24 protein-coding genes are annotated in these 23942 nt (G+C 74.2%); 3 read left to right on the top strand and 21 right to left on the bottom strand.

The annotated features are described in order from the left end of the window. Positions 1-550: 550 nt before the first annotated feature. Together tesB and CFP66_RS41655 are read right to left on the bottom strand one after the other, a co-directional pair. Entirely contained in the window at positions 551-1453 is a 903-nt protein-coding gene (gene tesB / locus CFP66_RS41650; RefSeq protein ID WP_094930890.1) for an acyl-CoA thioesterase II, read from the bottom strand. Between the two features lie 189 nt (positions 1454-1642). After that, entirely contained in the window at positions 1643-2128 is a 486-nt protein-coding gene (locus tag CFP66_RS41655; protein ID WP_198962033.1) for a MarR family winged helix-turn-helix transcriptional regulator, read from the bottom strand. A 51-nt stretch (positions 2129-2179) separates the two neighbouring features. Here CFP66_RS41655 and CFP66_RS41660 point away from each other — a divergent pair, with 51 nt between their 5' ends. After that, the gene (locus CFP66_RS41660; RefSeq protein WP_094930891.1) at positions 2180-3316 is read left to right on the top strand and encodes a cytochrome P450; all 1137 of its coding nucleotides are present in this window, start codon (positions 2180-2182) and stop codon (positions 3314-3316) included. 21 nt (positions 3317-3337) lie between these two features. On the opposite strand, the gene pyk is transcribed toward CFP66_RS41660, so the two are convergent. From pyk to CFP66_RS41700, 8 genes are all read right to left on the bottom strand, one after another. Beyond that, positions 3338-4759 carry a pyruvate kinase gene (gene pyk, locus CFP66_RS41665; protein ID WP_094930892.1) on the bottom strand — a complete coding sequence of 474 codons (1422 nt, stop codon included), beginning with the start codon at positions 4757-4759 and terminating at the stop codon, positions 3338-3340. Positions 4760-4858: 99 nt separating this feature from the next. Continuing rightward, positions 4859-5494: a DUF2461 domain-containing protein gene (locus tag CFP66_RS41670; protein ID WP_094930893.1), complete on the bottom strand. Its 636-nt coding sequence runs from the start codon at positions 5492-5494 to the stop codon at positions 4859-4861. Next, entirely contained in the window at positions 5491-6420 is a 930-nt protein-coding gene (gene lgt / locus CFP66_RS41675) for a prolipoprotein diacylglyceryl transferase (RefSeq protein WP_233160164.1), read from the bottom strand. The genes CFP66_RS41670 and lgt overlap by 4 nt, the downstream gene beginning before the upstream one ends. Before the next feature lie 207 nt (positions 6421-6627). Then, positions 6628-7422, bottom strand: coding sequence for a tryptophan synthase subunit alpha (gene trpA, locus CFP66_RS41680; RefSeq protein ID WP_094930895.1), 795 nt, complete (start codon positions 7420-7422; stop codon positions 6628-6630). A 35-nt stretch (positions 7423-7457) separates the two neighbouring features. Continuing rightward, complete coding sequence (trpB, locus tag CFP66_RS41685) at positions 7458-8804, bottom strand: tryptophan synthase subunit beta (RefSeq protein WP_198962042.1); 1347 nt, start codon at positions 8802-8804, stop codon at positions 7458-7460. Next, positions 8801-9625 carry an indole-3-glycerol phosphate synthase TrpC gene (gene trpC / locus CFP66_RS41690; RefSeq protein WP_094930896.1) on the bottom strand — a complete coding sequence of 275 codons (825 nt, stop codon included), beginning with the start codon at positions 9623-9625 and terminating at the stop codon, positions 8801-8803. Before trpC ends, trpB begins: the two co-directional genes overlap by 4 nt. Positions 9626-9668: 43 nt before the next feature. After that, entirely contained in the window at positions 9669-10322 is a 654-nt protein-coding gene (locus CFP66_RS41695) for a Trp biosynthesis-associated membrane protein (RefSeq protein ID WP_158228428.1), read from the bottom strand. Further along, a complete protein-coding gene (locus CFP66_RS41700) occupies positions 10319-11959 on the bottom strand; it encodes an anthranilate synthase component I (protein WP_094930966.1) in 1641 nt (546 codons plus the stop codon). The genes CFP66_RS41695 and CFP66_RS41700 overlap by 4 nt, the downstream gene beginning before the upstream one ends. Positions 11960-12058: 99 nt before the next feature. Between CFP66_RS41700 and CFP66_RS41705 the strand changes: the two genes are divergently transcribed. Further along, on the top strand, positions 12059-12679 hold the full coding sequence (locus tag CFP66_RS41705; protein ID WP_094930898.1) for a TetR/AcrR family transcriptional regulator: 621 nt from the start codon (positions 12059-12061) through the stop codon (positions 12677-12679). Here CFP66_RS41705 and CFP66_RS41710 read toward each other — a convergent pair. From CFP66_RS41710 to CFP66_RS41720, 3 genes are read right to left on the bottom strand one after another with little or no spacing between them, the layout of a single operon-like run. Further along, on the bottom strand, positions 12660-13517 hold the full coding sequence (locus CFP66_RS41710) for a hypothetical protein (RefSeq protein ID WP_094930899.1): 858 nt from the start codon (positions 13515-13517) through the stop codon (positions 12660-12662). The genes CFP66_RS41705 and CFP66_RS41710 overlap by 20 nt on opposite strands. A gap of 58 nt (positions 13518-13575) precedes the next feature. Further along, positions 13576-14226: a response regulator transcription factor gene (locus CFP66_RS41715; RefSeq protein ID WP_094930900.1), complete on the bottom strand. Its 651-nt coding sequence runs from the start codon at positions 14224-14226 to the stop codon at positions 13576-13578. Beyond that, positions 14223-15485: a sensor histidine kinase gene (locus CFP66_RS41720; protein ID WP_233160158.1), complete on the bottom strand. Its 1263-nt coding sequence runs from the start codon at positions 15483-15485 to the stop codon at positions 14223-14225. The genes CFP66_RS41715 and CFP66_RS41720 overlap by 4 nt, the downstream gene beginning before the upstream one ends. Positions 15486-15594: 109 nt before the next feature. On the opposite strand from CFP66_RS41720, the gene CFP66_RS41725 reads away from it, so the two are divergent. Further along, the gene (locus CFP66_RS41725; RefSeq protein WP_143517577.1) at positions 15595-16512 is read left to right on the top strand and encodes a hypothetical protein; all 918 of its coding nucleotides are present in this window, start codon (positions 15595-15597) and stop codon (positions 16510-16512) included. Positions 16513-16697: 185 nt separating this feature from the next. Here CFP66_RS41725 and hisI read toward each other — a convergent pair whose 3' ends face one another. The 8 genes from hisI to hisD all read right to left on the bottom strand — a co-directional run bounded on the left by hisI (position 16698) and on the right by hisD (position 23885). Further along, complete coding sequence (gene hisI / locus CFP66_RS41730; protein WP_094930903.1) at positions 16698-17060, bottom strand: phosphoribosyl-AMP cyclohydrolase; 363 nt, start codon at positions 17058-17060, stop codon at positions 16698-16700. Then, positions 17060-17833, bottom strand: a complete 774-nt coding sequence (gene hisF / locus CFP66_RS41735) for an imidazole glycerol phosphate synthase subunit HisF (protein WP_094930904.1) — start codon at positions 17831-17833, stop codon at positions 17060-17062. The genes hisI and hisF overlap by 1 nt, the downstream gene beginning before the upstream one ends. Then, positions 17833-18600, bottom strand: a complete 768-nt coding sequence (priA, locus tag CFP66_RS41740) for a bifunctional 1-(5-phosphoribosyl)-5-((5-phosphoribosylamino)methylideneamino)imidazole-4-carboxamide isomerase/phosphoribosylanthranilate isomerase PriA (RefSeq protein ID WP_094930905.1) — start codon at positions 18598-18600, stop codon at positions 17833-17835. Before priA ends, hisF begins: the two co-directional genes overlap by 1 nt. 432 nt (positions 18601-19032) lie before the next feature. Then, on the bottom strand, positions 19033-19668 hold the full coding sequence (gene hisH / locus CFP66_RS41745) for an imidazole glycerol phosphate synthase subunit HisH (RefSeq protein WP_094930906.1): 636 nt from the start codon (positions 19666-19668) through the stop codon (positions 19033-19035). Between the two features lie 225 nt (positions 19669-19893). Next, positions 19894-20772, bottom strand: a complete 879-nt coding sequence (locus tag CFP66_RS41750) for a PHP domain-containing protein (protein ID WP_094930907.1) — start codon at positions 20770-20772, stop codon at positions 19894-19896. Then, the gene (gene hisB / locus CFP66_RS41755; protein WP_094930908.1) at positions 20769-21368 is read right to left on the bottom strand and encodes an imidazoleglycerol-phosphate dehydratase HisB; all 600 of its coding nucleotides are present in this window, start codon (positions 21366-21368) and stop codon (positions 20769-20771) included. Before hisB ends, CFP66_RS41750 begins: the two co-directional genes overlap by 4 nt. A 73-nt stretch (positions 21369-21441) precedes the next feature. Beyond that, complete coding sequence (locus CFP66_RS41760) at positions 21442-22569, bottom strand: histidinol-phosphate transaminase (protein ID WP_094930909.1); 1128 nt, start codon at positions 22567-22569, stop codon at positions 21442-21444. Beyond that, entirely contained in the window at positions 22566-23885 is a 1320-nt protein-coding gene (hisD, locus tag CFP66_RS41765; protein WP_094930910.1) for a histidinol dehydrogenase, read from the bottom strand. The genes CFP66_RS41760 and hisD overlap by 4 nt, the downstream gene beginning before the upstream one ends. Between the last annotated feature and the right edge of the window lie 57 nt (positions 23886-23942).

The raw sequence follows: 23942 nt of genomic DNA on the forward strand, positions 1-23942 counted from the left end.
GACGACGTCGTGTCGGGCAGATCCCATGACCGTCAGCGGGCAGCTTTCATGTCCGCCAGCGGGCAGCTTCGTGGCCGTCTCCGGGAATTTTCTCGTGGCCGCGGTCAACGCACCCCCGATACGGCTCATGCCCCTGACCCGCTGATCAAGACCGTCGTCGAAAGGGGCTCGAGAACGGCACCACAGCCAGACGAGCCTCACCCGGCCGCGACGGACTCGTCCGGAACAGGCCTGGGCCAGGTCGGGGACGGCCACCCGGACGAACACAATATTCGTGGGTCGAGCCCAACCCAGCCACTCTCGGCGCCGAGGTCGGGCTCGGCACCGGACCCACTGCGCGTCAGACCCGGGCGGAAGTGGGGCACGAAGTCCCGAGCCGGGAACGGCGCGCCCACCGCAACCCGCCCTACGACGCCGGAGTCGAGGTGCGCGCACCCCGTCCCCCGCTTCGCGCCGCGCACCCCGTCGACGAGTGGTGTCAGGGCAGAAGGGGGCGCCGGCCGAGGGCCGGTTGCTGCATGGCCGGTGAAGGTTCGTGGCCGCCGGCCGGTCAGCGCTTGCGCGGCAGCCGGACCAGGCCCTCCTGGACGGTGGTGGCCACGAGCCGGCCGTCCTGCGTGGTGAACTTGCCCGTCGCCAGCCCGCGCGAGCCGGAGGCGGTGGGCGAGTAGCAGGTGTAGAGCAGCCACTCGTCCGCGCGGAAGGGGCGGTGGAACCACATCGCGTGGTCCAGGCTCGCCATCTGCAGGGACTCGCCTGCGAGGTCGTGGCGAGCGACGACCGAGCCCAGCAGCGTCATGTCGCTGGCGTAGGTCAGCAGGCAGACGTGCAGGAGCTGGTCGTCGGGCAGCGAGCCGTCGGCGCGCATCCACACCCGCGACGGCTCGTCGGAGCCGCCGGTGCGCGTGGAGGACCAGACGGGCTCGTCGACGAACCGCATGTCGATCGGTCGCGGGGCGCGGGCGTGCCAGCCCGCGTCGTCGCCGCGGGCGATCCGCTCGCTGATCGTCGGCAGCTCGTCGGGGGCAGGCACGTCCGTGGGCGCGGGTTCGCTGTGCTCCAGCCCGTCCTGGGGCTGCTGGAACGACGCCGAGAGCGAGAAGATCGCCTCACCGTGCTGGATCGCGAGGACCCGGCGCGTGGTGAACGAGCGCCCGTCGCGCACGCGCTCGGACTCGTACACGATCGGCACGCGGGGGTCGCCGGGCCGGATGAAGTAGGCGTGCAAGGAGTGGACGAGGCGGTCCTCGGGCACGGTGCGACCCGCGGCGACGAGGGCCTGGCCCGCCACCTGCCCGCCGAACACCCGCGTGGGGCTCTGCGGCGGGCTCACCCCGCGGAAGAGGTTGACCTCGAGCTGCTCGAGGTCGAGCAGCTGCACCAGCCCGTCCAGGACGGCCTGGCCGTGCGGGACGCCGTCGGATGCAGTCTCGGGAGCGGGCGGGCGGGTCACCGCCGCATCCTCTCAGGACGTACTCGCCGCCTGGTCCGGCACCACCACTGCCCCACGCCGCCGAGCGTGCCCGCGCGGTGATCGAGGGACGGGAAGACCCGACCGACGGTCATGGCCGCTCGCGTCCGCATGATCGTCGGTTGGGTGCAGGCGCGGCCGGATCCGGCCGTTCCCGCACCCGTTCGCCGATCACGGACGTGCCTCCTCCTGCGCGCCGAACGCCCGCTGCTCCCCCGCGATCGCGCGCAGGTAGGCCACCACCGTGGCGCTGCCCTCGGCGCCCAACCCCTCCGCGACCCGGTCGAAGCGGGCAAGCAGCGGGCCGAGCTCCGTCAGGATGGCGTGCCGGCCCGATTCGGTGACCTCGACGACGACCCGGCGCCGATCGCGCGGGTGCGGCGCGCGCCGGACGTGCCCCGCGGCTTCGAGCCGGTCGACCAACTCGGTGGCCGAGGCCGAGCGCATTCCGAGCCGGTTCCCCAGCTCGACGGGGCCGAGAGGGTCCTCGGAATCGACGAGCAGGCTCATCGCGCGCACGTCGTTGTCGGGCAGTCCCAGCCGCCGGGCGAGCACGTGCCCCGCATCTTCGGCCGCGCGCATGACCTCCCACAGCGCCCAGGTCGGCTCCGCCGCCTGCCAGCGGCGGCGTTCCCTCGTCTCGGTCTCGTCGGCCACCCGGCCATGCTACGGTAGCTAGGCAGCCTAGCTATCTGAGGAGCCGCAGAAATGTCCTCCGCACCACTCGCTCCCGTCGACCCCTTCGCCGTGGCCGTCCGCCCTCTCGACGAGCCCGGCAACGCCGCCACGCTGCGGGCGGCCGGGCCGATCGTCCAAGCCGAGGCGCCCGCAGGGGGACCGGTCTGGATCATCACGGAGGAAGCGCTCGCGCGGCAGGCCCTCGCCGACGATCGGCTGGTGAAGGACCCTGCCTGGGCGCCGCGCTCCTGGAACCGCTGGGCGGCGGGCCTCGAGCCCACGGCCGCGGAGCAGCTGTCACTCACCACGCTCGACGGGCCCGCGCACACCGCGCTGCGCCGGGCTCACACACCGTTGCTCTCGGCGCGGCGCGTGCAGGGCTACGCAGGGCGCATCGGGTCCATCGCGCGCGAACTGCTCACGGCGCAGGCGCCCGGACCGGTCGACCTGATGGACGAGTTCACCACCCGGTTCCCGCTCGCCGTGATCTGCGAGCTGCTCGGGGTGCCCGACGACCGCGTCGACCAGGCGATCGCGGCGTGCCGGCAGTTGAACGGCGAGGACCCCGCAGCGTTCGCGGCCGCGATGGCGGCCTTCTCGGAGCTGGCCGAGGCGGCGCTGGCGAGTGGCGACGGCATGGCGGTGGAGCTGCGCGAGCGCGTTCCCGAGGGGGTCGACGACCGGGAACTGCATTACCTGCTGTTCGGGCTGATCTTCGCCAGCCAGATCACCACGGACGCCGCGCTCGGGTTCCTGCTCGCCCGGGTGCTCGCCGACGGCCCGATCGGCGCGGACGCGATCGACGGCCTCGTCACCGACGGCCTGCGCCGCCACCCGCCCGCACCCTTCACGCTGTGGCGGTTCACGCGCACCGCGCTCGAGCTGAGCGGGGTGCGGCTGCCGGAGCGCGCGCCGGTGCTCGTCGACATCGCGGTCATCAACACCGCTCCGGGTCCGGCCGGCGGGCCGGACCTGACGTTCGGTGCCGGGCCGCACTTCTGCGTGGGCGCGCAGCTCGCTCAGCTGGAGCTGCGCGCCGTGGCAGAGGTGCTGGTGACCGACTTCCCCCGGGCCCGATTGGCCGTCCCCTACGCCGACCTGCGACGGACCGACCGGGGCATGCAGGGCAGCAGGCTGACGGCACTGCCGGTGCTGCTGCGCGGCTGACCCCCGCCGGCCCGCGATCGGTCAGGCGTGGTCCTCCTCACCCAGGCGGTGGACCCGGATGAGGTTGGTGGAGCCGACGGTGCCGGGAGGGGATCCGGCGACGATCACGACGAGGTCGCCGGGGTGGAAGCGGTCGATCGACAGCATCGCGTGGTCGACCTGGCGGACCATCGCGTCGGTGGAGTCGACGGAGTCGACGAGGAACGTCTCCACCCCCCAGCTCATCGAGAGCTGGCTGCGCACCTCGGCGGCCGGGGTGAACGCGAGCAGCGGCAGCCGGGTGTGCAGGCGGGCGAGCCGCCGCACGGTGTCGCCGGACTGCGTGAACGCCACCAGCGCGCGGGCGGAGAGCCGCTCGCCGATGTCGCGTGCGGCGTAGGACAGCACACCGCGCTTGGTGCGCGGCACGTGGTTGAGCGGCGGGACGGCCACCGACCCGTCCTCGACGGCCTCGATGATCTGGGCCATCGTGCTGACCGACTTGATCGGGTACCGGCCCACGCTGGTCTCGCCGGACAGCATCACGCAGTCGGCGCCGTCCAGCACGGCGTTTGCGACGTCGGACGCCTCCGCCCGCGTGGGGCGGGAGTTGGAGATCATCGACTCGAGCATCTGGGTGGCGACGATGACCGGCTTGGCGTTCTCGCGCGCGATCTGGATGGCGCGCTTCTGCACCAGCGGAACGTGCTCCAGCGGCAGCTCGACGCCGAGGTCGCCGCGGGCGACCATCACGCCGTCGAACGCGAGGACGATGGCCTCGAGGTTGTCGACCGCCTCGGGCTTCTCCAACTTGGCGATGACCGGCAGCCGTCCGCCGCGACTGTCCATGATCTTGTGGACGATGTCGATGTCGGCCGGGCTGCGCACGAACGACAGCGCGACCGTGTCGACGCGCAGGTCGAGGGCGAACTCGAGGTCGGAGCAGTCCTTGTCGGTCAGCGCCGGCACCGAGACGTTCATCCCGGGCAGGGAGAGGCCCTTGTTGTCGCTCACGGGGCCGCCCTCGGTGACGCGGCAGACGACGTCGAGACCGTCGACGCCGACGACACGCAGGCCGACCTTCCCGTCGTCGACGAGCAGCCGGTCGTCGGGCCGCGCGTCGTTGGCGAGCCCGGCGTAGGTGGTGGAGACGCGGTCGTGGGTGCCTGCGACATCCTCGACGGTGATCCGCACCTCCTCCCCGGTGTGCCACTCGACGGGGCCCGTGGCGAAGCGGCCCAGCCGGATCTTGGGGCCCTGGAGGTCGCCCATGATGCCGACGGCACGGCCCTCGGAATCGGCGGCGTTGCGGACCATCTCGTACACGCGCTTGTGGTCGTCGCGGTTGCCGTGGCTGAAGTTCAGGCGGGCGACGTCCATGCCTGCCTGCACGAGCTCGCGGATACGGTCCGGCGATGCGGTCGCGGGACCGATGGTGCAGACGATCTTGGTACGTCGGCTCACGCGAGGCAGTCTAGCGCGGCTACTGAAACGATCAGGTTGAGGTTTGCCTTAAATCTCGCATCGATGACGCCAACCCCCGGTGGGCAGCGGGTGAATCCGCTACCGCCGCGGTAGCTCGCTGGGCCCCACGTGGTCGGCGAGCCACTCGACGAGCGGCCGCAGCGCCCGCCACGTCCGCGCCACGCGCTCCTGCGCCCCCGGCTCGTGCAGCACGTCGTCGGGTTCCCAGCCGCGCCAGGCGTAGAGGCCCTTGTGTCGCAGCAGGTCGATGCGGGGGTGGTCGGCGTCGTACCCGCGCGGGCGGGTGCGCAGGGTCTCCCCCGCCAGGCTCAGCCCGTCGGCGCTGAGCGCGGCGAGCCGCTTCTCCAGGTCGCTGCCGCGGCGCTCGTCGTCGACGACCGCGCGGTACCGGGTGACCTGGTCGGGTGCCATCCGGTAGTACCCGCCCGCGGCCATCAGCCCGTCGGCGCCGACCTCCACGTAGAACGGCCCCGCGGTGGCCCCGCAGTGGGTCTTGTACGGGGTCTTGTCGTGGGAGAAGCGGACGTCGCGATAGGGCCGGAAGACCTTCCCGGGGCCGAACTCGGGCTCCAGCGCGGCGAGCAGCGCCAGCATCGGTGCGCGAACGTCGGCCTCGTAGACCGCACGCTGGTCGGTCCAGTAGGCCTTGGAGTTGTCGGCGATGAGCCCGTCGTAGAACTCGACGGCGCCGTCACCGAAGCCGGTGAACGTCACGTGCTGCGGTCTCCCGAGGGCGGGCGGTGCGCGCCGGCATCGGCCTCGGCGGGCTCTTCCGGCTCGCTGTCCCCCGTGCCGGACGGGGCGGGCTCGGGCGCCGCCGCCTTCTCGTCGGCGGGCGGCTCGAGCACTTCCCGCGGCTTGCGAACCAGCGCGATGTAGAGCACCGCACCCACGAACACGACCACGGAGACCACGACGTTGATGCGGATGTCGCCGAAGACGCGGGTGGCGTAGTCGGTGCGCATCTGCTCGATGAAGAACCTGCCGGCCGTGTAGCCCGCGACGTAGACGGCGAACGCGCGGCCGTGGCCCAGCCGGAACCGGCGGTCGGCCCAGACCACCAACCCGGCGACGGCGAGGTTCCACAGCAGCTCGTACAGGAACGTGGGGTGCACGACCTCGAGGGGCGTGTGGTTCACCGCGACGCCGCCGAGCGCGTCCGCCAGCCCGGTGTCCGGGTCGACCCGCTCGTAGATCTCCAGGCCCCACGGCAGCGTGGTGGGGGCGCCGTACAGCTCCTGGTTGAACCAGTTGCCCAGCCGCCCGATCGCCTGGGCCACCACGATCCCGGGCGCCACGGCGTCGGCGAAGGCTCCCAGCGGTACCCCGCGGCGCCGGCAGCCGATCCACGCGCCGACCGCGCCGAGCGCGACCGCGCCCCAGATCCCCAGGCCCCCCTGCCAGATCCGCAGCGCCCCCCACGGGTCGCCGCCGGGGCCGAAGTAGGTCTGCCAGTCGGTGAGCACGTGGTAGAGCCGGCCGCCGACCAGGCCGAACGGCACCGCGAACACCGCGACGTCGGTGACCGTGCCCGGTTGCCCGCCGCGCGCGGTGAACCGCCGCTCGCCCCAGAGCACCGCCACGATGATTCCGGCGATGATGCAGAGCGCGTAGGCCCGGATCGGGATGGGCCCGAGCATCCAGACACCGCGGTCCGGACTCGGGATGTTCGCCAGCACGGTGACGACGGCAGGACTCACGACGCCACGGTAGCGCCACCTCCGCGCGAGGACGGGGGCGGTCGACCCCGACTCGCCCGCATTCAGACCCCGACTCGCGGGGAAACCCCGCGAGTCGGGGTCTCGACGTCGGCGAGTCGCGCCCTCGGTGCGGGCGGGCCGGAGGCGTCAGGCGGGAGCGGCGATCCGCCGGACGCCCTCCGCGAGCTCGCCGGCGAGCCGGCGCACCCCGTCCGCACCGGCGGCCTCGGCCGCCGCCACGAACGCCGACCCGACGATCACACCGTCGGCGTACCCGGCGATCTCGGCGGCCTGGTCGCCCGAGCGCACCCCGATCCCGACGCCGAGCGGCAGGTCGGTGTGGGCGCGGCAACGGGCCACGAGGGCCGGGGCGGCGCTCGCGACGGCGTCCCGCGCCCCGGTGACGCCCATCGTCGACGTGGCGTAGAGGAAGCCGCGGGTGGCCTCGGCCGTGGCCGCGATGCGCTCCTCGGTGGAGGACGGGGCGACCAGGAAGATGCGATCCAGACCGTGCGCGTCGGAGGCGGCGAGCCACTCGTCGGCCTCGTCGGGGATCAGGTCCGGCGTGATCAGGCCGAGCCCGCCGGCCGCGGCGAGGTCGCGGGCGAACGCGTCGACGCCGTAGTGCAGCACCGGGTTGAAGTAGGTCATCACGACCGCCCGGCCGCCCGCGGCGCTGACCCGCTCGACGACCGAGAACACGTCGCGCAGCCGGAACCCGGCACGGAGCGCGGTGTCGGCGGCGGCCTGGACCGTGGGCCCGTCCATCACGGGGTCCGAGTACGGGATACCGACCTCGAGCAGGTCGCAGCCGCCCTCGCTCATCGCGGTGAGCAGCTCCACCGAGCCGTCGACGGTCGGGTAGCCGGCGGGCAGGTAGCCGACGAGCGCACCCCGACCCTCCGCCTTCGCGGACGCGAAGATCTCCTGCACGCCACCCATCGCACGCTGTGCTGATGGTCCGCTCGCGAGCTCGCTCACTGCGACTCCTCCGTCACTCCACTGGGCCGGTCCTCGGGCGCGTCCGCACCCGGGCCGGCGAGCGAGGCCTCCGCGATGGCGGTGCCGCTGGCCTCCTCGGCGCTCTCGTCGTCGGCGATCATGCCGAACCACTTCGCCGCGGTGTCGACGTCCTTGTCCCCACGACCGGACAGGTTCACGACGATCACCGCGTCCGGCCCGAGCTCGCGACCCAGCCGCAGCGCGCCGGCCACGGCGTGGGCGGACTCGATCGCCGGGATGATCCCCTCGGTGCGCGACAGCAGCGCGAACGCGTCCATCGCCTCGGCGTCGGTGACCGGCCGGTACTCGGCCCGGCCGAGGTCCTTGAGCAGCGAGTGCTCGGGCCCGACGCCCGGGTAGTCCAGGCCCGCGGAGATCGAGTGCGACTCCGCGGTCTGCCCGTCCTCGTCCTGCAGCAGGTAGGACAGCGCTCCGTGCAGGGCGCCCGGCGAGCCCTCGGTGAGCGTGGCGCCGTGCCGGCCGGTCTCGATGCCGTCGCCTCCGGGCTCGAATCCGACCAGCCGCACGCCGGGGTCGTCGAGGAAGGCGTGGAAGATCCCGATCGCGTTCGAGCCCCCGCCGACGCACGCGACCACCGCGTCGGGCAGCCGCCCGGTGCGCTCCAGCACCTGCTCGCGCGCCTCCAGGCCGATGATCCGGTGGAAGTCGCGCACCATCACCGGGAACGGGTGCGGCCCGGCGGCCGTGCCGAGCAGGTAGTGCGTCTCGTCGACGTTGGCGACCCAGTCGCGCAGCGCTTCGTTGATCGCGTCCTTCAGGGTGCGGGAGCCCGTCTTCACCGGCACCACCTGCGCGCCGAGCAGGCGCATCCGGGCGACGTTGAGGGCCTGCCGCTCGGTGTCGACCTCACCCATGTAGACCACGCACTCGAGGCCGAGCAGCGCGCAGGCGGTGGCCGTGGCCACGCCGTGCTGCCCCGCGCCGGTCTCGGCGATCACCCGGGTCTTGCCCATCCGCTTGGTGAGCAGCGCCTGACCCAACACGTTGTTGATCTTGTGTGAGCCGGTGTGGTTGAGATCCTCGCGCTTGAGCAGGATGCGCGCGCCTCCGGCGTGCTCACCCAGCTTCGGCACGTCGGTGAGCGGGGACGGGCGCCCCGAGTAGTCGCGGTGCAGCCGGTCGAGCTCGTCGAGGAACTCCCGGTCGCCGCGCGCCTTGTCGTAGGCGGTCTCCAGTTCGTCGAGCGCCGCGATCAGCGCCTCCGGTACGAACCGGCCGCCGTAGCGCCCGAAGTGGCCCCGTGCGTCCGGTTCGTGTCCGGACGGGGTCTCGATCCCGTCGCTGGCCTTGCTGGTGGTCACCGCACCATTCTGGAGCACGACGGATGGAAGCCTGCAGCCACCAGGCTGCGCACCGCTCCGCCCGGGTCGCCACTGGTGACGAGCCCCTCGCCGACCAGCACCGCGTCGGCGCCCCATCCGGCGTAGGTGAGCAGGTCACCGGGGCCGCGGACGCCCGACTCGGCCACCCGCAGCACGTCGTTGGGCAGGCCCGGCGCGAGCCGCCCGAAGACCGTGCGATCGACCTCGAGCGTGTGCAGGTCGCGCGCGTTGACACCGATCAGCCGCGCGCCCGCCTCCAGCGCGCGGTCGGCCTCCTCCTCGGTGTGCACCTCGACCAGCGCGGTCATCCCGAGCGACTCGACGCGGTCGAGCAGCGCGTCGAGCACGTTCTGCTCCAGCGCGGCGACGATCAGCAGCACCAGGTCGGCGCCGTACGCCCGCGCCTCGTGCACCTGGTACGGGCTGACCACGAAGTCCTTGCGCAGCACCGGCACGTCGACCACCGCGCGCACGGCCGCCAGGTCGGCCAGCGACCCGCCGAACCGGCGCTGCTCGGTGAGCACGCTGATCACCCGCGCCCCGCCCTCGGCGTAGGACGCCGCCAGTTCGGCCGGGTCGCCGATCACCGCCAGGTCGCCCTTCGACGGGCTGCGCCGCTTCACCTCCGCGATCACGCCGATGCCCGGCGCGCGCAGCGCGGCCATCACGTCCCGCGGGGGCGCGGCCGCCGCCGCCCGCCGCTTGATCTCCGCGAAGTCGACCTCTGCCTCACGCACCGCGAGATCGGCCCTGACACCGTCCACGATGGAATCGAGGACACTCGCTCCGCCGTTCGCCATGGCAGCTGTCCCCCTCTCCGGATAGGGCCGGGCGCGAATCATGCTAGACAGCGGCGTTCCGCGGCCCGTCCCCAGGATCGTCCCCCCTGCCCGGCGACGGACCTTCAGGGGGGTCCGCGGTGGGGTCGAGCCCGGCGTCCAGAGCCTGCCAGGCGGCGCGGTCCGGGTCCTGGTCGACCCGCCGCTCCCCCGGCGCCGCGTAGCGCGACCCGAGCCTCGGCAGGCTCCGTTCGCGGACCGCGACCAGCACCCCCACCCCCAGCAGCAACCCGCCGGCCGCGGCCGGGAGCAGCGGCGCGGGCGAACGTTGCGTGGGCTGGTGGCGCAGCTCGTCCACGGTGGAACCGTGCGGTGGCTGCGGGAGCGCCGACGCGGGCGCATCCGAGGCGTAGGGGTCCGTGACCAGCGCCGGCACCGCGAACACGAGCACACCGAGGCCGGCCAGCGCCAGCAATCCGCCCACCACACGGCGCAGCACGCCGCCGCTGGCCACCAGACCCGCGATCCCCGCCAGCGCCAGCAGCGCCACGCCACCCAGCCACGGCGCGACCTGCGCGCCCGTCAGCGCCACGGGAGCGCCGCCGGCCGGCAGGACGCGGTACCAGACCGCCGTGCTGCCGATCCACAGCAGGCCGGCCGCCAGCGCGAGGCCCGCGCACGCCGTCACGAGCGCCCGCGGCCGGGTGCGCCCGGTCACCGCGGGGTGCTGGACGCCGACGGGGCCACCCCCGGCCGCGCGGCCAGCGACTCGGCCGACCCGGCTCCCGCCCCCTCGCGCGGCTCCGCAAGCGTCCCCGCGGTCGCCACCGCCGACAGCACCGCCTTCGCCTTGTTCAGGCACTCGGTGTCCTCGGCGACCGGGTCGGAATCCGCCACGATGCCGCCCCCCGCCTGCACGTAGGCCACCCCGTCGCGGATCAGCGCCGTGCGGATCGCGATCGCGGTGTCCGCGTCGCCGGCGAAGTCGAGGTAGCCGACGATCCCGCCGTACAGCCCGCGGCGCGTCGGCTCCAGCTCCTCGATGATCGCCATCGCCCGCGGCTTGGGCGCCCCGGACAGCGTTCCCGCCGGGAAACAGGCGGTGACGGCGTCGAACGCGGTGCAGTCGCCGCGCAGCACGCCGGTGACCGTGGAGACGAGGTGCATGACGTGGCTGTAGCGCTCCACCGAGAAGAAGCTGTGCACCTTCACCGTGCCCGGCTCGCACACCCGCCCCAGGTCGTTGCGGCCCAGGTCGACGAGCATGACGTGCTCGGCGCGCTCCTTCTCGTCGGTGCGCAGCTCCTTCTCCAGGAGCAGGTCCTCCTCCTCGGTCTCCCCGCGCCACCGCGTGCCGGCGATCGGGTGCGTGGTGGCCCGGCCGTCCCGCACCGTGACCAGCGCCTCGGGGCTCGAGCCGACGATGTCGAACCGCTCCCCGTCCACCGACTCGAGGCGCAGCAGGTAGAGGTACGGGCTCGGGTTGGTGGCGCGCAGCACCCGGTAGACGTCGAGCGCATCCGCCTCGCACTCGGCCTCGAACCGCTGCGACAGCACCACCTGGAACGCCTCACCCGCGCGGATCTGCTCCTTGGCCTCCTCGATGGCGGCGTGGTGCTGGGCCGACGAACGGCGGCGCGTGAACTCGGGCTGGGCGGGCCGGTAGACCGCCACCGTCGACGCCGACGGCGCGGCCAGGTCGGCGGTCATCCGGTCCAGCCGGGCGACCGCGTCGTCGTAGGCCTCGTCCACCCGCTCGTCGCTCGCGTCCCAGTTGATGGCGTTGGCGATCAGCGTGATCGTGCCCTCGTGGTGGTCGACCGCGGCGAGGTCGGTGGCCAGCAGCATCACCAGCTCGGGCACGCGCAGGTCGTCCTCGGTCAGCTCGGGCAGCCGCTCCAGGCGGCGCACCGCGTCGTAGGCGAGGTAGCCGACCATGCCCCCGGTCAGCGGCGGCAACCCGGGCAGCCGCTCGCTGCGCAGCTCGTCGACGACCTGCCGCAGGGCCACGAGCGGGTCACCGGTCGTGGGCAGGCCCACCGGTACCTCGCCGGTCCAGACCAGCGCACCGTCCACCGCGCTCAGGGTGGCCCTGCTGCGCGCGCCCACGAACGACCACCGCGACCAGGACCGCCCGTTCTCCGCCGTCTCGAACAGGAACGTGCCGGGCCGGTCACCGGCCAGCTTGCGGTAGACCCCGACAGGGGTCTCGTCGTCGGCGAGCAGCCGCCGGGTCACCGGGATCACCCGGTGCCCGGCGGCCAACGCGCGGAACTGCTCGCGGCTGGGGGTGACGTCGCCGAGGGCGCCACTCGACGCAGCGCCGAGAGCGCCGGCAGGCGCGGTGACGGTCATGGCGCCATTGTGCGGCACGGGGCCGCGGCGACCCGCCGGGTGTTCCGCCACGCCGCTGCCGACACCCACACACCGGATTCTCAGCCAGGGACCGGGAGAATGGGAGACGTGGCCGCAGCCGACGAGAACACCGCACCACGCCGCCGCGGGCGCCGGCCCGGCGGCGCCGACACGCGGACGTCGCTGCTGGACGCGGCCCGCGTCGTCTTCGCCGAGCGCGGCTACGACGGCGCCACCGTGCGCGTGATCGCGGAGCGCGCGGGCGTGGACCCCGCGATGGTCAACCACTGGTTCGGGGGGAAGGAGGGGCTGTTCGTCTCCGCCCTGAACCTGCCGGCCGACCCGGCCGCGATCCTCGGAGAGGCGCTCGCCGGCGACCCCGAGCACCTGGCCGAGCGGATCCTCTGCCAGCTCCTGTACGTCTGGGACAGCACCGGCGGGGCGCAGTTCGCGGCGCTGCTGCAGAGCATCGCCAGCCATGACGTCGCCGCGGGCCTGCTGCGCGAGTTCATCGGTCGGGTGCTGGTGAACAGCGTCGTGCGGGGCGTGGCGCCGGACCGCCCCGAGCTGCGGGCGAGCCTGTGCGGCACGCAGATGTTCGGGCTCGCGTTCGTGCGCTACGTGCTGAAGGTGGAGCCGCTCGCCTCCGCCGACCACGCCACGATCGTGTCCGCGGTGGCGCCGAACCTGCAGCGCTACCTCACGGGGACCCTGCCGTGACGGCGGCGGGCGCGAGCCCGTCCACGAACGTGGCGAACCGCTCTCGGCGGTCCGGGGAACAGAGGAACGGGCAGGTCATGCAGTACGCGTCGGACGCGCGCTCCACCTGCGGCTCGGTCTTGTAGTACAGGCAGCAGGCGGCGCGCACCGGCACCGCGAAGGTGTCGGCGCCCCGCTGCACCGATTCGGTGCCGCCGCGGTGGCGGATGCGCGCCCCGTGCGCAGTGAGGGCGTCCACCAGCGCGGCGCCGAGCTCGGCCGAGGCCTCGCGGTCGGTGCCCGCGTACAGCGGCACGTAGGTCGCGGCGCCGCGGGCGGCGTCGGCGACACCGTTCCACAGGGGCACGAGGCCGTAGCGGGTGGCGGCGCGCACGGCGTCCAGCAGCGGGCCCAGGGTCGCGACGGCCGCCCCGGCCACCCGGTCGAGCAGCGCGGCGGTGTCGGCCACGACCTCGACGCCCGGGTCGCCCGCCGCCGCGTCGTCGGGCAGCACGAGCAGCGACGCGTCCCGCACCGCCACCTGGCCGGTGTCCGGGTGCACCCACAGCCGCCCGGGCCGGACGTCCCACGCGCGGCGCTCCAGGAGGATCGCGGCGCTGACCCGGCCCAGCACGGCGTGCACGAGCGTGCCGGCCACCGAGGTGGCGGCCACGGACGCGAGCCTGCCCGGGTTGTCCTGCTCCCGCGCTCGCGCACACCAGTGCGCGACGTCCTCGGCGGCCTCGGGCAGCGACCGCCACCCCGGCTCCGGGGGCACCCCGATCCGCACGGCGTAGGTGTCCGGGTACGCCGGGCGCAGCCCGCGCAGCCGCTCGACGGTGGCCGCCAACGCACTCATGAGGCGAGGCTAACCTGACCGACACGGCGCGGGGAAGGCCCGGGCTACCGCCGGTCGCTCACGGGCGGCGGGGGTCGATGAAGCCGGACTCGTAGGCGGCCACCACGGCCTGGGTGCGGTCACGGGCACCGACCTTGGCGAGCACGTTGCCCACGTGGGTCTTGACCGTCTCGACGCCCAGCACCAGCTCCCGCGCGATCTCGGCGTTGGACAGGCCCCGGGCCATCCACCGCAGCACCTCGCCCTCGCGCTCGGTCAGGCCCGCGCTGCGCAGGGCGTCCCCACCGGACCCGCCACGGGTGGCGACGAGGTCGCGCACCGCCGCCGGGAACAGCAGCGACTCCCCCTGCGCCACCGTGCGCACCGCCTGCACGATCTCGGCCGGCCGGGAGCGCTTGAGCAGGAAGCCGGTGGCGCCCGCCTGCAGGGCCTCGTAGACGTAGCCGTCGTTGCCGAACGTCGTGAGCACGAGCACGCGGGGTGGCTGCGGCACGGACGTGACCAGGTGCCGGGTGGCGGTGATGCCGTCCACGGCGGGCATTCGCACGTCCATCAGCACGACGTCGGGTGTGAACCGGCGCACGAGCCCGGGCACCTCGGCGCCGTCGGCGGCCTCGCCCCGCACCTCGATGTCCGGCTCGGCGTCGAGGATCACCTTCAGCCCGGCCCGGACCAGCTCCTCGTCGTCCACCAGCAGTACGCCGATCATCGCGACATCATCCCGGCATCCGTCGCGTCCGGCGTCAGCGGCAGCCGTGCGGCCACCCGCCACCGGTCCCCGGCGGCGCCGGCACTGAGCTCGCCGCGCAGCACCATGACCCGCTCGCGCATTCCCGCGAGGCCGCGGCCACCCCCCGTACGCGCCGGGCCGGCGCCGCCGAGCGGGTTGGTCAGCTCCAGCTCCACGGCGTCGTCGCGCACCGCGACCCGGACGGCCACCGGCACCGGGCCGGCGTGGCGCAACGCGTTCGTCAGGCCCTCCTGCACGATCCGGTACGCCTCGCGCGACACCGCGCGCGGCACCGCGTCGGTCGCGCCGTCGCGGTGCAGGTCGACCGGAACTCCCGCGGAGCGGGCACCGTCGACCAGCGCGTCGAGGTCGTCGAGATCGGGCTGCGGGTCGCGGACGCCGTCGCCGTCGTCCCCGCCGCGCAGCAGCCCCAGCACGTGGTCCAGGTCGGCGAGCGCGGAGCGGCCCGCCTCGGCGATCGCGTCGAGCGCCTTCGCCACGAACGCGGGGTCGGTGTCCAGCACGCGCGCCGCCGCGCCGGCCTGCAGGGTGGTGATGGTGAGCGCATGACCCACCGAGTCGTGCAGCTCCCGGGCCAGGCGGTTGCGCTCGGCCAGCGCGTGCTCCGCGGCATGCGCCTCGGCGAGCTCGACGGCCATCCTCTCGGTGGGCGAGGGCCCGAGCACCCGGGGCGCCAGCCGCGCCAGCGCCGCCCCGGCCGCCGACCCCGCGTGCAGCAGCAGGACCGGGAGCGCCACGCCCACCGGCGGCAGCCACCAGGCCCGGCCACCGGTCGGGAACGGCTCCAGCACGAGCCACGGCGCGAACACGAAGCCGATCGTGGTCGGCACGACGGTGAGCGTCACGAGCGCCGTGACCGCGCCCGCGGCCGCGTTGAGCAGCAGCCAGCCCGCGGCGCGGCGGCGGGCGGGCCAGCTGTCCGCCGTTGCCGGGTCCGGCTCCGGCACGGTCGCGCCGAGCAGCGCGCGGGCCGCGGTGATCTCCAGGGCCCGCACGCCGGGCACGAGGGCGACGCCGAACGCGATCACCCCGGCCGGCACCAGGACGAGGACGGCCCCGAACGTGTCGAGGCCGCCGTTCGTCACCGTGGCGGTGATCAGCGCAGCCAGCCCCAGGTACGGCAGGAGGATCACGGCACCGAGCAGCAGGTGCACGAACCGGCGGTAGGTGAGCCCGTCGGTGAGCGGGGCGAGGAAGCGCCGGAGCGGGCGGGGCACGCCGCCGATCGTCGCAGAGCCCACCCGCCGCGCCCCTCCCCCGCGCGGGGGAGCGGGATCGTCCCGCGGCGGGATGGCTGCACGGTGTCGCGACGCGAGGGTGGTCGCCATGACCACTTCCGGCGCCGCCCTGCAGCTGCGCACTCCCGTCCCGGTCGGTGTGCGGGCACTCGGCTGGCTCGCGGCCGCGGGAACCCTGCCCTACCTGGTCCTCAAGCTCCTCTGGCTCTCGGGGAGCACGATCGGCGTCCGCGAACCGGCGTTCCTCTCCGACCCGGTGATCGTGGTCGCCAACGCCGTCACGTTCGCGATGGACCTCCTGGTGATCGGGCTCGTCTTCGCCCTCACCTCCCGCTGGGGCGAGCGGCTGCCGGCCTGGCTGGTGCTGCTGCCGGTCTGGGTCGGGACCGGCTTCCTCGTCCCGATGGTGGTGTCGGTCCTCCCGGCCACCGTCGTCGAGGTGCTGTCCGGCACCCCGGCACCCGAGGTCTTCGAACCGTGGCTGCAGCCGCTGGTCTACGGCGGGTTCGCCTGGCAGGGCGTCTTCCTCATGGCCGCGTTCGGCGCGCACGTCGTGCGTCGCTGGTCCGGCGTGGTGGCCGCGGCCTCGCCCCTGCCACCCGCGCTCGTGCCGCTCCTGCGCGTGATCGTCGCAGGCGGGTGCGTCATGGCCGGCTGCAGCGCGGTGCTGCACCTCGTGACCGGGCTGGGCACGGGCTCCGTGGTGACGCTGGGCGTCGAGGCGGTCAACGCCGCTCTCGCGGTGGCCGGCGCCGCCGGCGTGGTGGTGCTCGCCCGGTCCCGGCCGACGTCGCGGTGGGCGGCCACCGCGGCCGCCTGGACGGGCACCGCGGCGATGTTCGCCTGGGGCCTCTACACCGTGGTCATCGCGATGACCGCCTCCTCGTACGCGGGTGGCTCGCCCGCAGCCGGGGCGGCCCAGGTCACCGGCCTGCTCGGCGGGTTCGCCCTCGCCGTGGCCGGGATGCTCGCCCTCGTCGGTTCCGGGGAGCACCGGCGCGGGTAGCGACGGCGTCGCGGCCCGACCGGTGTGGGGGCGGCCGGGCCGCGACGCCCACCGAGCGCGACTCGCACGCGCCCGGACCCCGACTCGCGGGGGTGGGGCCCCCACCCCCGACTCGCGCACGTGGGTGGCCCCCCACCCCCGCGAGTCGGGGTCTGGGCGTACGGGAGTCGCGCTCCCGGTGCGGGTCAGCGGCCGGCGAGCAGGACGTCGGCGTCGAAGCAGGTGCGGGTGCCCGTGTGGCAGGCGGCCCCGGTCTGGTCGACGACGACGAGCACGGCGTCGCCGTCGCAGTCCAGCCGCACCTCGTGCACGTCCTGGACGTTGCCCGAGGTCGCGCCCTTCACCCAGTACTCCTCGCGGGAACGCGACCAGTACGTGGCCCGGCCGGTGGTGAGGGTGCGGTGCAGCGCCTCGTCGTCCATCCACGCGACCATCAGCACCTCGCCGGTGCCGCGCTGTTGGACGACCGCGCACACGAGCCCGTCCGGGTTGCGCTTGAGCCGTGCGGCGATCCCGGGGTCGAGCGCGGACTCCGCCACCCGCGCCATCACCGCACCTCCACGTCCGCGGCCCGCAGGCCGTCCTTGACGTCCTTGATCCGCAGCTGCCCGAAGTGGAAGACGCTCGCGGCGAGCACGGCATCGGCACCGGCGCGGATCGCCGGCGGGAAGTGCTCGACCGCGCCCGCGCCGCCGCTCGCGATCACCGGGACGTCCACCCGGGCGCGCACCGCCGCGATCATCTCCAGGTCGAAGCCTGCCCGGGTGCCGTCGGCGTCCATCGAGTTGAGCAGGATCTCCCCCACGCCCAGCTCCGCGCCGCGCGCGGCCCAGTCGACGGCGTCGATACCGGTGCCGCGGCGCCCGCCGTGGGTGGTGACCTCCCAGCCCGACGCCGTGGGCTCGCCGCCCTCGGGGACCTTCCGCGCGTCGACCGACAGCACGATGCACTGCGCCCCGAACCGGCGGCTCGCCTCGTGCAGCAGCTCCGGGCGCAGGATCGCCGCGGTGTTGATGCCGACCTTGTCGGCGCCCGCCCGCAACAGCGTGTCGACGTCGTCGGTGCTGCGGACGCCACCGCCGACCGTGAGCGGGATGAACACCTGCTCGGCGGTGCGCCGGACGACGTCGAGCATGGTGGCCCGCTCCCCCGACGACGCGGTGACGTCGAGGAACGTCAGCTCGTCGGCGCCCTCGGCGTCGTAGACGCGGGCCATCTCCACCGGGTCGCCCGCATCGCGCAGGTCGGTGAAGTTGACGCCCTTGACGACGCGCCCGGCGTCGACGTCCAGGCAGGGGATGACGCGGACCGCAACCCCCATCAGCCGGCCGCCCGTCCCGCGGGCCGCACCGCGCGCACGGCGTCGAGGGCCTCGGGCAGGGTGAACCGGCCCGCGTAGAGCGCCTTGCCGACGATCGAGCCCTCCACGTTGACGCCGGTTGCCGCCAGCTCGGCCAGCGCCACGAGGTCGGCCACCTCCGAAATACCTCCGGAGGCGATCACCGGGGCCTTCGTGGCGGCCGCGACCTCACGCATCAGGTCCAGGTTCGGGCCGCGCAGCATGCCGTCCTTGCTGACGTCGGTGACGACGTAGCGGGCGCACCCGTCGCGGTCCAGCCGCTCCAGGACCTCCCACAGGTCGCCGCCGTCGCGCGTCCAGCCGCGGGCGGCGAGGCGGTGCTGCCCCTCGACGATGCGGACGTCGAGCCCGACCGCGATCCGCTCGCCGTGCCGCGCGATCGCCGCCGCGCACCACTGCGGGTCCTCCAGCGCCGCGGTGCCCAGGTTCACGCGGGCGCAGCCGGTGCCCAGCGCGCGCTCGAGGGACGCGTCGTCGCGGATGCCGCCGGAGAGCTCCACGGCGACGTCCAGCTCCCCGACGACCTCGGCGAGCAGCTCGGCGTTGGACCCGCGGCCGAACGCCGCGTCCAGGTCGACGAGGTGGATCCACTCCGCGCCGTCGCGCTGCCAGGCCATCGCCGCCTCGCGGGGGGCGCCGTAACCGGTCTCGGTGCCGGCCTCGCCCTGCACCAGGCGGACGGCCTGGCCGTCGGCCACGTCAACAGCGGGAAGCAACGTAAAACTCACCTGACGAGCCTAGCTCGGCAACACCCCCCAGCGACGAACGGCACTCTCGTCGCCGCGGAGCGAGTCGCACCGCAAGGTCCTCGCGACCGGGCTCACGTACGTCTCGCACGCCGGCTCGGTGTCATGATCGCCAGGAGCGGTCCCAGAGCCGCAGATCTGCTGTTCTGGAACCACTTTCGCTGATCAAGGCCGCCGACGCGCATGATCCGAAGTTTCGGTTGCCCATCGCTGCTCGGACAGCCATAGCCAACCGATACCCGCGATCATGACTCCGCCACGCGGATGCCCGGAGTGGGAGGCAGCCCCGGGGACCAGGGACTGCGCCCCCGGAAACGAGAACTGCGGCAACGCCCTCCGACGCGCGCCCAGGCCGATGATCACGATCTGCAGCCGCGGCACCAGCCGACGAAGGTGCCGCGCGGCGGGGGAGGATCACCCCACGACGTCGCGCAGCCAGTTCCGCAGCACCATGGCGCCGGCATCGCCGGACTTCTCCGGGTGGAACTGGGTGGCCGCCAGCGGGCCGTTCTCGACCGCCGCGACGAAGTCCTCGCCGTGGTGGGCCCACGTGACGAGGGGCGGCTTCAGGACGTCGGATTCCTCCAGCTCCCAGCGCCGCACGGCGAACGAGTGCACGAAGTAGAAGCGCTCGTCGGCGTCGAGGCCGGCGAAGAGCGTGGAGCCGGCCGGGGCGCGCACGGTGTTCCAGCCCATGTGCGGCAGCACGTCGGCCTTGAGCCCCTCCACCGTGCCGGGCCACTGCCCGCACCCCGCGGTGCGCTCGCCCCACTCGACGCCCAGGTCGAACAGCACCTGCATCCCCACGCAGATGCCCAGCACGGGACGGCCGCCGGCCAGCCGGCGCTCGATCAGCCGCGGGCCGTCGACCTCGGCGAGCCCGCGCATGCAGGCGGCGAAGGCGCCCACGCCCGGAACGACGAGGCCGTCGGCCTCCAACGCGGCGTGCGGATCAGCCGTGACCGTGACGTCGGCACCCACACGCTGCAGCGCGCGTTCCGCGGAACGCAGGTTGCCCGATCCGTAGTCCAGCACAACGATCCTCGACACGCCTCCAGGGTACGTCGTGCCTCGCAGCGGGCGACCAAGCAGCAGACGGGTGACAGGCGGGCTGATCGGCCCCGAGCCGCACGCCGTTGCTGTCCCGACCGCACCAACGTGCTTCTCACGGGGTCCGCGCGGCCTTGATCAGAGTGACCCGCGCGTCAACATCGCTCCGACCACCGGCACTTGCCTCTCGGAACGGCCACCGGCCGGAGAGCGCCCGCAGACCCGTCACGACAGCCGGCGCCCGCCACCCGTCCCCGGCACGGACCGGACGCCGCGTGACCACAGCTCCCCCGCCGCCCCAGCGGCCCGGAACCCGCAGTCCAGCGCCACCTGCGCGGCGTCGGCGAACCGGTTGGCCAGGTCACGGGGCCGGTGCGCGTCGCTGCCGAACGAGACCGCGTCACCCCCGGCATCCACCCACCACTGCACCAGCTCGGGCGCGAGCGGCACCCGAGTGTTGATCTCCAGGGCGCGCCCGCTCGCCGCGAGCACGGTCAGCACCTCGCGGAACGCGTCCTCGAAGTCCGCCGGACGGAACGGCCCCGCGTCGGCGGGCCAGTGCCGTACGGGGTAGTCGATGTGGGCGAGCACCTGGAACGGCGCGTCCGAGGCCGCCATCACGACGGCCTCGGCCAGGTAGGAGCGCACGACGTCGGCGGCCGCGGTGTCGCCCATCGCGTGGTCGACCAGGCGCGGCTCGTCGCGCCCGCCGACCGAGTGCACCGACCCGAGCACGCGGTGGAACTGCCCGCGGGCGAGCAGCGCCTCCGTCTGCTCCGCGTGCCAGTGCGGTTCCGACAGCTCGACACCGGACAGGATCCGCAGCTCCGGGTAGCGCTCGCGGCAGCGCTGCAGGCAGGCCAGGTAGCCCTCGACGTCGAGCGGGCGCGGCGCCACCCGGCCGTCGGGACGCAGCCAGCGCCCGAGCACCTCGGGCATGGCGTCACCGGGCCGCACCACCCACGGGGTCAGGTCGGCGTGCTCGGTGAACGCCACCGAAGGCAGCCGCAGCTGCTCGGCCCGGGCGCAGGTGGCGTCCATCGCGCCCTCGACGGCGTCCCAGGACCACTCGGTGTGGACGTGGTTGTCACCGGGGAGAGTCAGAGCGTGCCCTTCGTCGACGCGATCCCGGTGAGCCGCGCGTCCGGCTCCACGGCCGCACGCAGGGCGCGGGCGATCGCCTTGAACTCGGCCTCGGTGACGTGGTGCGGGTCGCGCCCGTCGAGCACCCGCACGTGCAGCGCGAGGTGGCCGTGGAAGGCCAGCGACTCGAACACGTGCCGGTTGAGCACCGTGGGGTAGTGCCCGCCGACGACGAAGCCCCGCATGACGTCCGGCTCACCGGTGTGCACGGTGTAGGGGCGCCCGGAGACGTCGACGACGGCCTGCGCGAGCGCCTCGTCCATCGGGATCCAGGCGTCGCCGAAGCGGCGGATGCCCTTCTTGTCGCCCAGCGCCTGCCGGATCGCCTGCCCGAGCACGATCGCGACGTCCTCGACCGTGTGGTGCACGTCGATCTCGACGTCACCCGCGGCGCGGACGGTGAGGTCGAACGCGCCGTGCTTGCCGAACGCGTCGAGCATGTGGTCGTAGAACGGGACGCCGGTGCTGATCTCGGTGGTGCCGGAGCCGTCGAGGTCGATCTCGACGAGCACCTTCGACTCCTTGGTGACGCGCTCGACGCGCCCGGTCCGGCTCATCGCACGGCCTCGCTAACGCTCGGCCGGCGCTTCGCGCAGGCACTGTGCTGATGGTTCGCTCGCTGGCGCTCGCTCACATCAACTCCTTGTCCGCCACGTCGACTGCGATCTGCAGGAACGCGTCGTTCTCCTCCGGCGTGCCGATCGTGACACGCAGGTGTTCTGCGATCCCGACGTCGCGGATCAGCACCCCGCGGTCGAGGAAGGCGCGCCAGGCGCGCGGTGCGTCGGCGAAGCGGCCGAACAGCACGAAGTTGGCGTCGCTGGGCACCACGGAGTAGCCCGCGGCGGCCAGGGCCGGCATCACGCGGTCGCGCTCGGCGCGCAGCAGCGCCACCGACCCGAGCGTGGCGTCGGCGTGGCGCAGGGCGGCGCGCGCCGCGGCCTGGGTGGGCGCGGACAGGTGGTAGGGCAGCCGCACCAGCTGGAGAGCGTCGACCACGGCGGGCGCCGCGGCGAGGTAGCCCAGCCGCCCGCCGGCGAACGCGAACGCCTTGCTCATCGTGCGGCACACCACGAGCTTGTGGCCGTGCGTGGCGAGCAGGGAGATGGCGCTGGGCCGGTCGGAGAACTCGGCGTAGGCCTCGTCGACGACCACGAGCCCGGGCGCGGCGTCGACGAGCACGGCCAGCTCGTCGGGCTCGATGCTCTGCCCGGTGGGGTTGTTCGGGCTGGTGAGGAACGTCAGGTCGGGGCCCTGTTCACGCAGCACGGACGCGGCTTCGCGCACGTCGAGCGAGAAATCCGACCGGCGCGGCGCCGGCAGCCACTCGGTGCGCGTGCCGGAGGCGATGATGGGGTGCATCGAGTACGAGGGCTCGAACCCGACGGCCATGCGGCCCGGCCCGCCGAACGCCTGCATGAGCTGCTGCAGGATCTCGTTGGAGCCGTTGGCGCACCAGACGTTGGCGCAGGACAGCGGCACGCCGGTGGACTCCGACAGGTACGCGGCGAGGTCCGTGCGCAGCCCGACCGCGTTGCGGTCCGGGTAGCGGTGCAGCTCCCCTGCCACCGCCTGCACGGCCTTCGTGACGTCGGCGACCAGCTCCGGTGGCGGCGGGTACGGGTTCTCGTTGGTGTTGAGCCGCACCGCGACGTCCAGCTGCGGGGCGCCGTAGGGGCTGCGGCCGCGCAGGTCCTCGCGCAGCGGGAGATCGTCGAGGGTGACCTCGTCACCGACCGCGTTCTGCACCGCGGTCATCGGGCGAACCTCGCTGTGACAGCCTCGCCGTGCGCCGGCAGATCCTCGGCGCCCGCGAGCGTGACGACCTGGTCGGCCACCTCCCGCAGCGCGTCTTCGGTGTACTCCACGACGTGCACGCCGCGCAGGAACGTCTGCACCGACAGGCCCCCCGAGTGCCGCGCGCACCCGCCGGTGGGCAGCACGTGGTTGGAGCCGGCGCAGTAGTCGCCGAGCGACACCGGTGCGTGGGGGCCGATGAAGATCGCTCCCGCGTTGCGCACCCGGAAGCCGACCTCGCGCGCGTCGCGGGTCTGGATCTCCAGGTGCTCGGCGGCGTAGGCGTCCACGACGGTGAGCCCGGCGGCGACGTCGTCCACGAGCACGGTGCCCGACTGCGGGCCGCTCAACGCGGTGCGGACGCGCTCGCTGTGCTTGGTGGCCGCGACGCGCACCGCCAGCTCGCGGTCGACGGCGTCGGCCAGCTCCGCGGACGTCGTGACCAGCACCGACGCCGCGGCCGGGTCGTGCTCGGCCTGGCTGATGAGGTCGACGGCGACGTGCACCGGCTCGGCCGTGTCGTCGGCGAGCACGGCGATCTCGGTGGTGCCGGCCTCCGCGTCGATGCCGATCAGGCCGCGCAGCAGCCGCTTCGCCGCGGTGACGTAGATGTTGCCCGGACCGGTGACCACGTCGACCGGCTCCAGCTCGGAGCCGTCGGTGTCGGTGCCGCCGTAGGCCAGCAGCGCGACGGCCTGCGCCCCGCCGACGGCCCACACCTCCTCGACACCCAGCAGCGCCGCTGCGGCGAGGACCGTGGGGTGCGGCAGCCCGCCGTGCTCGGCCTGCGGCGGCGAGGCCAGCACGATCGACTCGACGCCCGCGGCCTGCGCAGGCACCACGTTCATCACCACGCTGGACGGGTAGACGGCCAGCCCGCCCGGGGCGTAGAGACCCACGCGCCGCACCGGCACGAACCTCTCGGTGACGGTGCCGCCCGGCGCCACCTGCGTGACGAGGTCGCTGCGGCGCTGGTCGGCGTGCACGGCCCGGGCGCGCGCGATCGAGGTCTCCAGCGCCTCCCGCACGCCCGCGTCGAGCGCGGCCAGCGCGCCCTGCAGGGTCTGGGCAGGCACCCGCACGGCGCTGGGCCGCACCCGGTCGAACTTCTCCGCCAGCTCCAACGCCGCCTCGGCCCCGCGCTCGCGCACGTCCTCGACGATCGGGCGGACCTGGTGGAGCACCGCATCGACGTCCTGCTCGGCCCGCGGCAGCAGCCCGCGGAGGCGGGCGGTGCGGGGCAGGGGTGCGGCGCGCAGGTCGAGACGACGGAGCATGGGCACCAGCGTAATCCGGTCCCCCGACGACACCGGCGTGACGTGCGCCGGACGGGC

This window comes from Pseudonocardia sp. MH-G8 (assembly GCF_002262885.1).
Taxonomy (GTDB): Bacteria; Actinomycetota; Actinomycetes; order Mycobacteriales; family Pseudonocardiaceae; genus Pseudonocardia.